Here is a 14260-nt window from a genome sequence, read left to right on the forward strand (position 1 = left end):
GCAATCGTGACCTTGGAACGAAACATCGCGTCAGATACCCAATCCGTGATCGTCGTCGGCCTCCGCGCGGCCGAGCTTCGAGAAGAGTCGTCCGACCAGGTAGTTCACCCCGGACGCGACGAGCGTGGCCAACGGCACCAGCACCACGGCGGTGACGATGAGCTGCGGGACGAAGGGCAGACCGGTGAGCCACTCCTCGACCCCGTCCCACCAGGACAGAACGCCGTTCACCGCTCGATCACCTCATCTGCACTCGCACTCGCGCGGTTTCGCCCACACTGATTTGAAACCCTACTCGCCGGGTGCCTGCGACGGGGGTCACGCCACTGCCCCGGCACCGCCGCGCTACGCGAGCCCACGGCGGAGCAGCAGCGGTTCGATCCGGGCGCTGTGGCCGATCATGGCGGCATGCGCGGCGACCGGATCGACGCTGTCGCCGCGCGACAGCACCGCCTCGGCGAACGCCGCTCCCAGTTCCGGTCTGAGACCGCCGCCCGCCAGGAACCACTGCTCGGTCTCGGCGTCGAGGATCTCCGACCAGATGTACGAGTAGTACGCCGACGAGTAACCGCCGCCGAAGACGTGGTTGAAGTACGTGCTGCGGTACCGGGGCGGAATCAGGTCGGCGGCCAGCCCGGCATCGGAGAGTGCGCGGCGTTCGAACTCCAGCACGTCGTCGGGGATCGCGTCCTCGGCGAGCCGGTGCCATGCGAGGTCGAGCGCGGCGGCGGCGAGGTACTCGACGGTGGAGTGCGCCGATTCGGTTCCGGTCGCGCCGCGGACGGCGTCGATGAGCTCGGCCGGCGCGGGTTCACCGGTGAGGTGGTGCCGCGCGTAGCCTGCCACCACCTCCGGGTGCAGCGCCCACATCTCATTGACCTGCGACGGGAATTCAACGAAGTCCCGCGGCACGCTGGTTCCGGACTGCGAGACGTAGTCGACCGCCGACAGCAACCCGTGGATCGCATGTCCGAACTCGTGGAACAGCGTCGTGAGTTGGTCGAGGGAGAGCAGACACGGACGGCCCGGCTCAGGACGGGTGAGGTTCAGGACGTTGACCACGATCGGCGCCGTGCCGAGTTGCCGGGACTGGTCGACGATGTTGTTCATCCAGGCGCCGCCCCGCTTGGACGGCCGGGCGAAGTAGTCGCCGAGGAACAGCCCGATCCCGGTGCCGTTGCGGCTCACCTCCCACACCCGGACGTCGGGATGGTAGCCGGCGAGGTCGTCGCGCTCGGCGAAGCTCAACCCGTAGAGGCGTCCGGCCGCGGCGAAGACCCCGTCGGTGATGACGGTGTCCAGCTCGCAGTAGTCCGCGAAGCCGTCGATGTCGATCGACTCGGCAGAGCCGGCGGCACGGGCCCGCTGATCGGCGGCGAGCCAGTAGGTCACATCGGCCGCACCGAGCGGACCGCCGGCGAGTGCGGCCAGGCGCGCGAGCTCATCGTCGGCGGCCTTCATCGCCGCGGCGCCGAGCCGAGCCAGGAGATCGGCGACAGACTGCGGCGACGGTGCCGTCTCTTCGGCGATCACGTACTCGGCGTGGTTCGCGTAGCCGAGCAGGGCCGCGCGCCGAGCGCGCAGCCGGACGATCTCGAGGATCGACTCCCGGGTGTCGTGGGCGTTGCCGCGGGCACACCGGACCGCGGAGGCGTCGAAGACGCGGCGACGCGCGGCGGGGTCGGTGAGCTTGGCGACCGTCGCCTGACTGGTCGGGAGTTCGAGGGCCACCAGGTAGCCGTCTCGACCGGCGTCGGCCGCAGCGCGTGCAGCCGCGGCGATCTCCGAGGGCGACAGCCCGTCGAGGTCCGCGGCGTCCTCGAAGTGCACGGCCGAATCGTTGGTGTCGTCGAGCAGGTGCTGGCCGAAGTCGGTGGTCAGCGTCGCCAGTCGGGCGGAGATCTCCCGCATCTGTTCCTGCCCCGCCTCGTCGAGGGCCGCGCCGGACCGGATCGCGTCGCGATACCGCTGCTCCAGCAGGCGCGTCTGCGCCTCGTCGAGGTCGAGTTCGGCGCGACGCTCGTACAGCTCGGCGATGCGCGCGAAGAGCGCGGGGTTCAGCGCGATCGCGTTGGCGTGCTCAGTGAGGCGCACCGCGAGGACCTGCGCGATCTTCGCGCGCTGCGGATTGCTGTCGGGCCCCTCGAGATTGAAGAAGATCCCGTTCACCCGGGCCAGCGACCGTCCCGACGCCTCCAGCGCGGCCACCGTGTTGTCGAAGGTCGGGGCCTGCGTCGAGTCCGCGATCGCCTCCACCTCGGCGCGATGCTCGGCGAGCGCGATGTCGTACGCGGGCAGGAAGTCGTCGTCGGAGATCGACGCGAAATCCGGAAGCCCATACGGCAGCGGCGAGTCGGCGAGAACCGGCGACGTCGTGGCCGCCACTACTTACCCTTCGGCTTATCGCCGAGTTCGTCGGTGGACAGCGCGGCGACGAAGGCCTCCTGCGGAACCTCGACCCGCCCGATCGTCTTCATCCGCTTCTTGCCCTCCTTCTGCTTCTCGAGCAGTTTGCGCTTGCGGCTGATGTCGCCGCCGTAGCACTTGGCCAGCACGTCCTTGCGGATCGCGCGGATGTTCTCGCGGGCGATGACCTTCGACCCGATGGCGGCCTGAATCGGCACCTCGAACTGCTGGCGCGGGATCAGGTCCTTGAGCTTGAGCGCCATCCGGTTGCCGTAGGAGTACGCCGAGTCCTTGTGGACGATCGCGCTGAACGCGTCGACGGCTTCGCCCTGCAGCAGGATGTCGACCTTCACCAGATCGGCCTGCGCCTCTCCCGACTCCTCGTAGTCGAGGCTGGCGTAACCGCGGGTGCGCGACTTGAGCGAGTCGAAGAAGTCGAAGATGATCTCCGCCATCGGCATCGTGTAGCGCAGTTCGACGCGGGTCTCCGACAGGTAGTCCATGCCGCCGAGCTCGCCGCGGCGCGACTGGCACAGCTCCATGATCGCGCCGATGAACTCACTGGGCGCGATCACCGTGGTCTTGACCATCGGCTCGAAGATCTGGCTGGTCTTGCCGGTGGGCCAGTCGGACGGATTGGTCACGATGTGCTCGGTGCCGTCGTCCATCACCACGCGGTACACCACATTGGGCGCGGTGGAGATCAGGTTGAGGTCGAACTCCCGCTCCAGCCGCTCGCGGGTGATCTCCATATGCAGCAGGCCGAGGAAGCCGCAGCGGAAACCGAAGCCGAGCGCCACCGACGTCTCGGGCTCGTACGTCAGGGCCGCATCGTTGAGCTGGAGCTTCTCGAGTGCCTCGCGCAGGACCGGGTAGTCGGACCCGTCGACGGGATACAGACCCGAGTAGACCATCGGACGCGGCTCGCGGTAACCGGTGAGCGGCTCGTCGGCGCCGTTGCGAGCGGTGGTGACGGTGTCACCGACCTTCGACTGCCGGACGTCCTTGACGCCGGTGATCAGATAACCCACCTCGCCGACGCCGAGACCCGCGCTGGCCTTCGGCTCCGGCGAGACGATGCCGACTTCGAGCAGCTCGTGCGTCGCGCCGGTCGACATCATCGCGATCTTCTCGCGCGGGACGATGCGTCCGTCCACCACGCGGACGTACGTGACCACACCGCGGTAGGTGTCGTACACCGAGTCGAAGATCATCGCCCGGGCCGGCGCATCGGGGTCGCCGACCGGGGCGGGGATCAGACGGACCGCCTCGTCGAGCAGTTCCGGCACGCCCACGCCGGTCTTGCCGGAGACGCGGAGCACCTCCTCGGGTTCGCAGCCGACGATGTGTGCGATCTCCGCCGCGTAGCGGTCGGGGTCGGCCGCGGGCAGGTCGATCTTGTTGAGCACCGGGATGATGGTGAGGTCGTTCTCCATCGCCAGGTACAGGTTCGCCAGCGTCTGCGCCTCGATCCCCTGGGCGGCGTCCACCAGCAGGATCGCACCCTCGCACGCTTCGAGCGCGCGGGAGACCTCGTAGGTGAAGTCGACGTGACCGGGGGTGTCGATGAGGTGCAGCACGTACTCCTCGTCGCCCACCTTCCACGGCAGCCGGACGTTCTGCGCCTTGATGGTGATGCCGCGCTCGCGCTCGATGTCCATGCGGTCGAGGTACTGCGCGCGCATCTGCCGTTCCTCGACGACGCCCGTCAGCTGCAGCATCCGATCGGCGAGGGTGGACTTGCCGTGGTCGATGTGCGCGATGATGCAGAAGTTGCGGATCTTTGCGGGATCGGTGAACGTCTTGTCGGCGAAGCTGGGAATCTCACTCACTCCTTGCGCGGCGGGCCCGGGTGAAGCCCGGTGCAGATCACCCTCCAGTTTCGCACGACACCGGCCGGCAGTTCACCCCGCCGCCCCGCGCGAGGCGGGCCGCCGCAGGCCCGACGGCCCGCAGCGCGGCCGCACCACCGATTAGGCTCGACGCATCATGGGTACGGACAGGCGATGACTGACAACGAGTTCACGGTGGAGACGGCGACGGTCGCGGCGGACGTGACGTGCCCGGACGAACCCCGCGGACTGGTGATCCTCGCGCACGGAGCGGGCGCCGACCGCCGGGCCGCGATCCTGCGGGCGGTCGGCGGCGCCCTGGCCGCCCGAGGACTGGCGGTCGCGCGCATCGATCTGCCGTACCGGCAGGACCGGCCCAAGGGTCCGCCGTCACCGTCGAAGGCGGCCCGAGACCGCGACGGCATCCGCGAGGCGGTGGCCGAGCTGCGGTCCGCGGCTCCCGGCCCGCTGATCGTCGGCGGACACTCGTACGGCGGACGTCAGGCGTCGATGGTGGCGGCCGAGGACCCGGATCTGTTCGACGGGCTGTTGCTCACTTCGTACCCACTGCATCCGCCCGGGAAACCCGACCGCATGCGGACCGACCATCTCCCCGCGATCACCGCGCCGACGCTGATCGTGCACGGCCGCAGCGACGCCTTCGGAACGTCGCAGGAGTTCGCCGAGGCGATAGACCTGTTCGGCGGTCCGGTGCGAGTGCTCGAAGTGGAGCGGGCCGATCACAGCCTCAAACCCGACCGGAGCGGCGTCGCCGACCTGACGGCCGATGCGGTCGACGCATGGCTCCTGCCCGCGGCCGCCGAGCGCGCGGAACGACGATGAGCAGCGCACCGCGGCACCCGGCCCGCTGCCGTCGACCGGACGTTCCCAATGCGCCGGCGAAGTCCGCTTCCTGACCCGTCAGCGCATCAGCCGGCGCCGCACCCGCCGCACGAGATCAGCCGCGCGCGTGGTCAACGCGGGACTGCGGTCGGGCACCGGACCGGACTTCGCCCACAGTGCGATCACATCGAGCGCGGCCTCGACGATGTCGCCGTCGGTGACAGCGGCGGACTCGTCCCCCGCGGTGGCGGTCACTCGAAGGTCCTGAACTGTTCCGGCGACCGGATGTCCGCGCCGGACGAGTTCGGCGACCATCTTCTCCGACTTCCTCGCGGCCCAGGCCGCCTGCGGCCCGGTCAGCCCCTCAGGCCGGCCGTCGCGCGTCGCGAACAGGTAGTCGCCGATCAGAACGCCTTTGACGAGACGCTCGTACCGGCGCCATTCGATGTCCTCGGGCTGCAGCCGGCCGTTGAGCCTGCGCAGCAGTTCGGTCTGCGTCGCCGACAGTGACTTGTTGCTGCTGGGCACCTCCGCGGGCAGGTCGGCCGGATCCATGCCGAGCGCGCGGACGAAGCGCTCCCACAGACCGTCGCCGTCGCTCGCGGTTCCGGGCGCCGGAACGGTGACGATGTGAACGCGTTCGGGACCGACCACCTCCGACCAGTCCGCAGTGATCCGCCGGTAGTCCTGGAACTCCCAGAACGGTTCCTGATCGGGGCCGGCGTGGTCGTCGGAGATCGACTCGACGAACTCGTCGAGCGTCGCCTGTCGCTGATTCTTGACGTTCTCCTGCCAGACCGATGGGACCTGTCTGGCCAGATCGCGCACCGTGAGCACGGCGTGCACCTCGTCTGCGAAGCTCAGGTCGGCCACCAGGCGCCGGATGTGCTCCGGACCGGCGTTGGCGAACAGCTCGTGCGAGACGAGGGACGAGCCGCGCCAGGCCCGCATCTGTGCGACCATCGACGGCCACACGCCGGCGTGTGCGGGATCGGCCCAGTCGAGGTAGCGCTCGGGCTGCAGGTGGGCCGCGGCGTGGAAGTGGTCGTCGATCCGGTTGCCCGGATAGAGCAGCCCGGCCCGGGCGAGGGCGTGGTCGCGGTTGCGCCACAGCCGATCCTGAACGTGCGTGGTTCCGGTCTTCGGCAGACCTACGTGGACATAGACGACTGACATAGTGCTTCCACTGTAGGCAGCGGTGCGGACCGCCGGATGACGCTCGCACCTCGGGTGCGGGCGATTTTGGCGCTTCCTGCGACGCTGGTATCGTTGACCGCTGTTGCGATGGACGCTGGCCGATGACCGGACCGCTCTGTCGCCGATGGGTACAAACGACAGTCGGCCGAGGGCCGCACAGGACGCCAGAAGAGGACATCGCGTGGCTAATATCAAGTCTCAGATCAAGCGGAACAAGACCAACGAGAAGGCACGTCAGCGCAACCAGTCGATCAAGTCGGCCCTGCGTACCGCCATCCGCAACTTCCGCGAGACGGTCGCCTCGGGCGACAAGGACAAGGCCGCCGAGCTGCTCGTCACGACCAGCCGTCAGCTGGACAAGGCTGCGTCGAAGGGCGTCATCCACAAGAACCAGGCCGCCAACAAGAAGTCGGCCATGGCTCTCGCGGTCAACAAGCTCTGACGCCGGGCGGCCTTCGGGCCGCTCCGCTTCGTTCTGCTGAGCGAGGCCACAACAGAATCACACTTTCGCAAACACCTCGATGACGGGCCACGGAGTCATCGAGGTGTTTGTCGTCGCACGCTTCCGGGTCCCGATCTCGCGCGACGGTGGCCGACGCGGAGACACACCGCCTATCGCCGGCGCGGACGCAGACGCGCCACAGTGGCGACCGCGTGCTCCAATGCGTAATCGGGATCGGCGGCCTGTCCCTTGACGGCACCGTTGAGGTCGGCGACCACGAGCACCGCCTCGCCGATCGACGCCGAATCCCAGGCTCGAGCCTGGGTCTGGATCTTCCCGACCCGGCCGGGCGACATCCCGAGCTCCGAGGCGAGGGAGTACTTGTCGCCGCCGCCCATCGACCGGACCCGCGCGATGGCGTGCACCGCCTCCGCGAGCGCGTCCGCGAGCAGAACACGCGCGGTGCCGTGGTGTTCGGCCCAGGCGAGCGATTCGAGCGCGCCGGCGAGGTCACCGGTCACGGCCTTGTCCGCGACCTCGAAGCCCGTCACCTCGGGACGCCCGGTGTAGTAGAGCCGAACGGCGGCGGCGTCGACCTTGTTGCCGGTGTCGGCGACCAACTGGTGGCAGGCGGCCGAGAGCTCCCGCAGATCCGACCCCACCATTTCGGTGACCAGTTCCACCACCTCGGCGCTGGCCCGGGCGCCGAGCGCGCGGAACTCCGCGCGCACGAAGTCCATCCGCTCCGACGGCCACTTGGGCGCCGCGCACGCGAACTCCTGGGCCCCGGCCTTCTTCAGTTCACCCACCATCGACTTCTGCCTGCCGCCGCCGGTGTGCACCACCATCAGCGTGATGCCCTCGGGCAGCGCCTTGGCGGACGCGGTGATGAGCGCCGCGGGCTCCTTGCCCGCATCCGCGGCGGACTGCACCACGACGATGCGTTCCTCGGCGAACAGCGACGGACTCAACAGTTCAGCCAACTCCGGCGCGGTGACTTCACCGGCGCGGACGCGGGTGACCGGTACGTCGACCCCCGCCTCGCGACTGCGCTCGGCCGAGACCTTCGAGATGACGCGCCCGGTCAGGAAGTCGTCGTCTCCGAGTAGCAAGTACAGCCGATCGCTCACATCGAACATGGTGCCAGACACCCCGGACACGACCGCGGCTGCGCCACCCCAGCACGCCGGCCGCGCCGAGGACCAGCACCGTGACCGCGGTCGGTCCCGGCACGGTCAGCGTGGACCACCGCGGCCCTCCCAGCCAGTCGGCGACCGCGATCAACCACCTCGTCGGCGGACCCGCGGCGCGCACCAGCAGTTCGGCGAGAACGGTGGTCGGTCCGTAGCGCGGTCCGAGCCCGCCGATCACCGCCGCCGCCGTGCCCAGCAGTCCGGCGATGCCCACGACCGGCACCGCCAGCAGATTCGCCGGAACCGACAGGAGGTTCACCGTGTCGGTGACGGCGATCAGCAACGGCGTGGTGAGCACCTGTGCGGCGAGGGTCATCGACAACAGCGTCGCCGGCGCTTCGGGGACCCCGCGACGCACGAGCGCCGAGCGGATCGGCACCGACCACAGCACCAGCCCGAGCGTCGCGACCACCGACAGCGCGAACCCGGGAGCGAGCGCCATCTGAGGCCACAGCAGGGTCACCACGATCACCGCCGTCCCGAGAGCGGGGAGCGCCTGAGCCCGTCGCGAGCCCAGACCCGCAGCCAGGCCCACCGACCCCATCACCGCCGCTCGCAGCACACTGTCGGTGGGGCGGACCAGGATCACGAAACCGATGATCGCGAGGCCGCCCAGTATCGCCACCGTGCGCTCGGACGCACCGCACGACCGGACGCCGAGAATCACGGCGCCGCACACGAGCGCGAAATTGCTGCCGGAGACAGCAATGAGATGTGCCAGACCGGCGGCCCGGAAGTCGGCGGCCGTGCGTTCGTCGAGTCCGCTCACATCGCCGAGGACGAGTCCCGGCAGCAATCCCGCCGACCGCTCGGGCAAGGCCCGCAGCGAGACATCTCGCAACCGCTCCCGGACGGTACCGGCAGCGCGCTGCCACCACGGCGGTCCCCGCAGCCCGGTCATCGGACCGGTCGCGGTCAACTGCGCGGCCTGCAACCGGTCGGCCGCACGGTCACGCGGTGGCCGGACGCGGACTCGTACGCGGTACCGCTCGCCGGGCAGCACATCCGGGCCGTCCACCGGCGCGGTCAGCTGTGCCGCGACCGGTCGCTGGCGGAGGCCGCTCAGCGCACGGACGGTGACCGGAACGCGCATGCGTCCGCCGGTGAGGAACACCGGGTCGCCGGTGGTCTCCACCTCGACGGTCGGCTTGCCCTCAGCGGTTCGGATCGGTGCGGAGTCGACGGCGATCACTCGCAGGACGACGGCCAGAGTGGACGCCGCGATCAATCCGCACGCCGCTGCGGCCGAGACGCCGATCGCGCGACGCAGGCCCGCGTTCCGCCTGCTCCACACCGCTGCGGCGATTCCGGCAGCCCCGAATCCGGCGCTTATCGACGCGCTCACCGCGACCGGCGCCGCGAGCGCCGTCGCCGCGGCCGCCCAGCATCCCGCGGCGGGTGCCGCGAGCCGCAGGTCGGACGTGCGCACCTCGCTAACCGACCGTCACCAGTGGCTTGAGCTTGGCCAGCCTGCCCGGTCCGATGCCGTCCACCTCCGCGAGCCGGTCAACCGAGTCGAACCGGCCGTGAGCCTGCCGCCAGGCCAGAATCGAGGCTGCCGTCACCGGGCCCACTCCGGGCAGCGCGTCCAATTGCTCGGCGGTGGCCGTATTCAGATCGACGAGGCCGGTGCCCGCCGCCGGCGCACTGCCGCCGGGAACCGATGGCGACTCCCCCGCCGGCGCCGAACCCGCCGCCACCACCGCGCTGCGGACCGTCGCCTCCTCCCCGCCCCTGCCGATGAGGATCTGGTCTCCGTCGTGCAGCGGCTGCGCCATGTTCAGGCTCAGCAGATCGGCGCCGGGCCGGGCCCCGCCTGCTCGCTTCAGCGCGTCCGCCACTCGCGCCGCACCGGTCAGTTCCACCAGACCCGGCCGATTGACCAGACCCACGACGCTCACCACGATCCGCGGAGACGACGGCGGCGGTACCGACGCGGACTCGCCGCCGGATGCGGCCGCCGGCGCGCGCGGGCCGGCGCTCGACTCGAAGGCCACCAGCGGCGCCGTCGGCTCATTCTGTTTCAGCAGTGAGTACCCGGCGATCGCACACGCCACCAGACCGACGACGATCAGGCCGATCGCGGCCGGCGGCAGCATCGTGAACCGGCGACGCGGCGCATCCCATTCGTCGTCCCACGGCTCCTCATCGTCACCGTGCCGGGATCGGTCGCCGTCACCGAGCGACTCGATGCCCGCCGGCTCGTAGCGCTCCGGCTCATAACCTTCCTGCTCATAGCCTTCCTGCTCGTAGTCGTCGGGGCGGTCGGCGCCGTCCTCGTCCTCCGGTTCATCCGAGAGGCAGTCGAATTCAGCCCGCTGCGACCACGCCCGTCGGCCCTGGGGCGTATCGAGCCAGTTCGGCATGCCAGTGACACCCCACGGCGTGTCGGCCCGCGGGGCCGGCCCCGCCAGGCGTGCCAGTGGATCGGCCCCGGTTGCGCGGTCGCGGGCCACCCGCTTGTTCCTCCCCATGCCGGGAAGAGTAGGCAGCGCGCCCGCCGCGCGGCGGTGCCGATCCGGCGATCCCGGTCATCTGTGGACCGCTTCGCCGAACTCCACAGACGCGGCGCACGCGTCGAGCCCGCTCAGCTCACGGACGACTCGATGCCGTCGAGGAATCTCCGCAGCGCCGACGTCAACAGCACCTCGGGATCGTACGGGTACCCCACCTCCATGATCCGGCGCATGTTCGGGAACCGATCCGGTGGCGTCAGTCTGCGCAGCTCCGCCACCTGGGTGTCCATCCACTCGTCGTTGCTCATCCCCGTCTCCGCGGCGTCGGCCAGCTCCGGCTCGAGAGTCAGACCCACCGCCCGGATCAGATTCAGCAGGCCGAGATAGTCGGTGAACGCCTGCACCGGATCGAGTCCGGCGGCGTGGAGCGCGGACAGCATCGATTCGGCGAGCGGCATCGCCTGGGGCATGGCCGCGGGCCGGGTCATCGAGAGCGCGCCCGCCAGCCACGGGTGACGGACCATCGTCGCCCACATCGACGTCGCGGCCGCCTCCAGATCGGCGCGCCACTGTCCCGACGCGTTCGGTGCCCGCACTTCGCCGAGGACCCGGTCCACCATCGCGAACTCGAGTTGTTCCCGGCTCGGCACGTACCGATAGACGGCCATCGTCGGAATCTCGAGCGCCGAGGCCAGCCGTCGCATCGACACCGCGGCGAGCGACTCGGCGTCGGCGATCGCGACGGCCGCGCTCACCACGCCGTCCGCAGTCAGCACGGCGGGGTCGCCGCCGTCCGGTGCGAGCACCACGCTGCCCCGTCCGGGCACCGACTCGATCAGACCGTCCGCCTGCAGCAGCGAGAGCACGCGGCTCGCCGTCGCCATCGCCACGTTGTGGTCGCGCATGATCGCCCGAGTGGATGGGACGGCGTCGCCCGGGCGCAATCGCCCGGTGACGATCCGCATTCGCAGCTCGTCCGCGATCTGCTCCGCTCGGCTCATCTGACCGCCCTTCCCCAGTGCTCTAGTGCACTTTTACGAAAAGTACACGTGAACACCGTATCTCAGTGCACTCGATACGGCGTACGGTCGCACCATGAAGAAGTTGGAGATCCTCATCAGCGGCGCATCGATCGCCGGCCCCGCATCCGCTCTGCTCCTGGCCCGGCAGGGGCACCGGGTCACCGTGGTCGAACGGGCTCCCCGGCTCCGCCCCGGCGGCCAGACCGTCGATCTGCGCGGGGCAGGACGGACCGTGATCGACCGAATGGGACTGACGCCGGCCACCGACGCACGACTGCTCGACCAGCGCGGGATCGCGACGGTCGACGCCCGCGGCCGACGACGCAGCGAACTGCCCGTGGAAGCCTTCGGCGGCAACGGCATCGTCTCGACTCACGAGATCCTGCGCGGCGATCTCGCCGAGGTGCTCGTCGGGGCCGTGCCGGAGTCCGTCGAGTACCTGTGGGACGACTCGGTACGCGCCATCGAACAGCACACCGGCTCGGTGACCGTCTCCTTCGAGCGCGCCCCAGACCGCTCGTTCGACCTGGTCGTCGGTGCCGACGGGCTGAGGTCCGCGGTGCGCCGCGCCGCCTTCGGCCCCGACGACCGCCATCTGCGGCCGATCGGGCTGCGGTACGCCTGGTTCACGGCGACCATCGATCAGCCGCTCGACGGCTGGTATCTGATGCACAACAGCCGCGGCGGCCGAGTGGTGTCGGCCCGCCCGTCACGCGTCGACGGGACGGTCAAGGCCTCGCTCGCCGTCCGCGGAAGCGACCCGGAGCCGCTGCACGACCGCGAGAGCCAGTGGCGCATGCTCGAGGAAGCGTTCGACGGCGTCGGATGGGTGGCGCCCCGATTGCTCGAGCAGATGCGCTCGGCGACCGACTGGGCGTACGCCGATCTCGCTCAGGTGCGGATGGAGCGTTTCGCCTCCGGGCGGGTGGCGCTGGTCGGCGACGCCGGTTACTGCCCGACACCGCTGACGGGTCTGGGCACCACCCTGGCTCTGGTCGGGGCATACGTCCTGGCCGGTGAGCTCGGGCGTTCCGGCGGCGAGGTCGCGCCCGCGCTCACCGAGTACCAGGCGGTGATGCGGCCGTTCATCGCGCGTACTCAGCAGCTGCCGCCCGGCGGCGCATCAGGATACGCGCCGTCGAGCCGTGCGGCCGTCGCCCTGAGCCGCTTCTCCTACTGGTCGATGAACAAGTGGCCGATGCGGTCGTTGCTCGCCGGCCAGTTCGCCAAGGCCGACGGCATCGATCTGCCCGACTACGGCGCGTGATCAGCGCAGGGGTCCGAGTCCGTGTCCGAGGCTGATGCCGACCGCCCCCGGCCCCACGTGGCTGCCGAGCACGGCGCCGAGATCGACGACGATGGTGGAGGTGATGTTCTCCAGCCGCCTGCTGAGCTGCGCGAGCACCTCGGTCGCCAGGTCGGGGTTCTGACAATGCTGGATCCCGACTGTCACGGCGTCGTCGCCCGCGAGTTCCACGGCGGCGTCGAGCATCTTCGCGACCGCCTTGGTGGACGTGCGATGCCGTTCGCGCAGCGTCAGGAGCCCGTCGGACATGTGCAGGATCGGCTTGATCGCCAACGCCGAACCGAGCAGGTGTCCGGCGGCGCTGATCCGGCCGCTGCGCCGCAGATTGTCCAGCCCCTGCACGCAGAGCAGTGATTCGGCCGTCGCGGCCGCCCGGACCGCGGCCTCGTACACCTCGTCCCGAGACGCGCCGTTCTCGGCCGCCTGAACCGCGGCCATCGTCGTCAGGCCGAGCGAGATCCCGACCGAGCGCGAGTCGACGACGCGGACCTCACCGTCGGTCTGGTCCGCCGCCAGACGCGCGGCGCCCCACGTGCCCGACAGCCTGCGCGAGATGTGCACGGCCACCACCCCGTCGCCCTCGCTGGCCTCCCACGCCTGCGCGTACGCGCGCTTGAGATCGCCGAGGTTGGCACCGGACGTGGTGACCTTCTGGGAGCCGATGACGTCGGGCGGGATCTCGTCGACGCCTTCGGCGTACTGGGCACCGTCCTCGGTGTGCAAGTACAGCGGCACCTGGCCGATCCTGTGCTCGTCGAGGAGTGTCGCGGGCAACCGCGAGGACGAATCGGTGACGACGACGACTGGCACCCCTACACGGTAGCCGGTCGGTTTGGGTGATTCGACGGTGAGTCAGCCGAGAACGGCGCGGACCGCGGGCGTCATGAGCGCGGCGATCCGTCGGTGGGCCTCGAATCCCCAGTGGATGCCGTCCGGGTTCATCTCGACCGCCGGGTCGGCGAACGCCTCCGCCGTCACCGGATAGAAGTCCACGGTCGGCAGTCGGTGGCGTCGCGCCCACTCGCTGATCGCGGCCGTGGTCGGGATCCGGCCCGGGTGGACGTTTCCGTAGTACGGGCTGTCGTGGGTCGGAGGCAGCGCGACGACGACCGGCAGATCCGGACGCAGGTGCGCGAGCGCACCCCGGATCTTTTCGAAGTAGCGTGCGGTCTCCGCCGGCGGAATGGCCATGGGCCAGCCGATCGGCGACAACCGGGGCTGCAGCCAGCCGTAGGCGCCGCGCACCGCCTGGCGTAGCTTCGCCGGCCGCACGTATCGGATCTGCTCGCGCAGCGCGGTCGGCAGCGGCGACGGCAGCGAGTCCATCCCGCCGAACGCCAGCACGAGGACCTCGGCTTCCGGCACCGCGGCCCACACCCGCGGGTCCTGCGTGATCGCCCACCAGATGTCGCGGCTGGTCCAGCCGATACGCGCGAAGAGTTCGACGTCGCGGCCGGTGTCCGCACCCACCAGGTTGGGCCAGATCCGCGGATCGTCGGCGGCGAGCCCTCCAGTGGCTCCGTAGAAGGACAGGGAGTCGCCCAGCACCATGATCGAACCCAT

Annotated in this window: 13 protein-coding genes; 3 read left to right on the plus strand and 10 right to left on the minus strand. The window is 70.1% G+C overall.

The annotated features are described in order from the left end of the window. Positions 1–30: 30 nt before the first annotated feature. From ACZ5QD_RS08465 to lepA, 3 genes are all read right to left on the minus strand, one after another. A complete protein-coding gene (locus ACZ5QD_RS08465) occupies positions 31–231 on the minus strand; it encodes a hypothetical protein (protein ID WP_006897623.1) in 201 nt (66 codons plus the stop codon). Positions 232–345: 114 nt separating this feature from the next. After that, on the minus strand, positions 346–2385 hold the full coding sequence (locus ACZ5QD_RS08470) for a M3 family metallopeptidase (RefSeq protein ID WP_045539112.1): 2040 nt from the start codon (positions 2383–2385) through the stop codon (positions 346–348). Beyond that, on the minus strand, positions 2385–4274 hold the full coding sequence (gene lepA, locus ACZ5QD_RS08475) for a translation elongation factor 4 (RefSeq protein WP_039867867.1): 1890 nt from the start codon (positions 4272–4274) through the stop codon (positions 2385–2387). The genes ACZ5QD_RS08470 and lepA overlap by 1 nt, the downstream gene beginning before the upstream one ends. Positions 4275–4412: 138 nt before the next feature. Here lepA and ACZ5QD_RS08480 point away from each other — a divergent pair, with 138 nt between their 5' ends. After that, entirely contained in the window at positions 4413–5081 is a 669-nt protein-coding gene (locus ACZ5QD_RS08480) for an alpha/beta hydrolase family protein (protein ID WP_278124342.1), read from the plus strand. A 78-nt stretch (positions 5082–5159) separates the two neighbouring features. Here the strand turns inward: ACZ5QD_RS08480 and ACZ5QD_RS08485 are convergent, their stop codons facing one another. After that, positions 5160–6257 carry a sulfotransferase family protein gene (locus tag ACZ5QD_RS08485; RefSeq protein WP_464367221.1) on the minus strand — a complete coding sequence of 366 codons (1098 nt, stop codon included), beginning with the start codon at positions 6255–6257 and terminating at the stop codon, positions 5160–5162. A 202-nt stretch (positions 6258–6459) separates the two neighbouring features. Here ACZ5QD_RS08485 and rpsT point away from each other — a divergent pair, with 202 nt between their 5' ends. Continuing rightward, positions 6460–6720 carry a 30S ribosomal protein S20 gene (gene rpsT, locus ACZ5QD_RS08490; protein WP_006897618.1) on the plus strand — a complete coding sequence of 87 codons (261 nt, stop codon included), beginning with the start codon at positions 6460–6462 and terminating at the stop codon, positions 6718–6720. Positions 6721–6890: 170 nt separating this feature from the next. Here rpsT and holA read toward each other — a convergent pair whose 3' ends face one another. The 4 genes from holA to ACZ5QD_RS08510 form a co-directional block, all read right to left on the minus strand. Continuing rightward, positions 6891–7832: a DNA polymerase III subunit delta gene (gene holA / locus ACZ5QD_RS08495; RefSeq protein ID WP_433821193.1), complete on the minus strand. Its 942-nt coding sequence runs from the start codon at positions 7830–7832 to the stop codon at positions 6891–6893. Beyond that, on the minus strand, positions 7720–9342 hold the full coding sequence (locus ACZ5QD_RS08500) for a ComEC/Rec2 family competence protein (RefSeq protein WP_222111538.1): 1623 nt from the start codon (positions 9340–9342) through the stop codon (positions 7720–7722). Before ACZ5QD_RS08500 ends, holA begins: the two co-directional genes overlap by 113 nt. Positions 9343–9346: 4 nt before the next feature. Continuing rightward, positions 9347–10387 (minus strand): helix-hairpin-helix domain-containing protein, encoded by a 1041-nt coding sequence (locus ACZ5QD_RS08505; RefSeq protein WP_433821163.1) that lies wholly within the window; start codon positions 10385–10387, stop codon positions 9347–9349. Positions 10388–10500: 113 nt separating this feature from the next. Beyond that, a complete protein-coding gene (locus ACZ5QD_RS08510; protein ID WP_045540212.1) occupies positions 10501–11370 on the minus strand; it encodes a GntR family transcriptional regulator in 870 nt (289 codons plus the stop codon). A 94-nt stretch (positions 11371–11464) separates the two neighbouring features. Between ACZ5QD_RS08510 and ACZ5QD_RS08515 the strand changes: the two genes are divergently transcribed. After that, positions 11465–12658 carry an FAD-dependent monooxygenase gene (locus ACZ5QD_RS08515; protein ID WP_045540213.1) on the plus strand — a complete coding sequence of 398 codons (1194 nt, stop codon included), beginning with the start codon at positions 11465–11467 and terminating at the stop codon, positions 12656–12658. Here ACZ5QD_RS08515 and ACZ5QD_RS08520 read toward each other — a convergent pair whose 3' ends face one another. Both ACZ5QD_RS08520 and octT read right to left on the minus strand, forming a co-directional pair. Next, a complete protein-coding gene (locus tag ACZ5QD_RS08520) occupies positions 12659–13507 on the minus strand; it encodes a DegV family protein (RefSeq protein WP_464367222.1) in 849 nt (282 codons plus the stop codon). Between the two features lie 42 nt (positions 13508–13549). Then, entirely contained in the window at positions 13550–14260 is a 711-nt protein-coding gene (gene octT, locus ACZ5QD_RS08525; protein ID WP_006895979.1) for a diglucosylglycerate octanoyltransferase, read from the minus strand.

It is taken from the genome of Gordonia sp. J1A, from assembly GCF_055393515.1.

Bases quoted from the DNA above. Each gene is read 5' to 3' on its own strand.
- ACZ5QD_RS08480 (WP_278124342.1), top strand. From the start codon at position 4,413: ATGACTGACAACGAGTTCACGGTGGAGACGGCGACGGTCGCGGCGGAC.
- ACZ5QD_RS08485 (WP_464367221.1), bottom strand. From the start codon at position 6,257: ATGTCAGTCGTCTATGTCCACGTAGGTCTGCCGAAGACCGGAACCACG.
- ACZ5QD_RS08510 (WP_045540212.1), bottom strand. From the start codon at position 11,370: ATGAGCCGAGCGGAGCAGATCGCGGACGAGCTGCGAATGCGGATCGTC.
- ACZ5QD_RS08515 (WP_045540213.1), top strand. From the start codon at position 11,465: ATGAAGAAGTTGGAGATCCTCATCAGCGGCGCATCGATCGCCGGCCCC.
- ACZ5QD_RS08505 (WP_433821163.1), bottom strand. From the start codon at position 10,387: ATGGGGAGGAACAAGCGGGTGGCCCGCGACCGCGCAACCGGGGCCGAT.
- octT (WP_006895979.1), bottom strand. From the start codon at position 14,260: ATGGGTTCGATCATGGTGCTGGGCGACTCCCTGTCCTTCTACGGAGCC.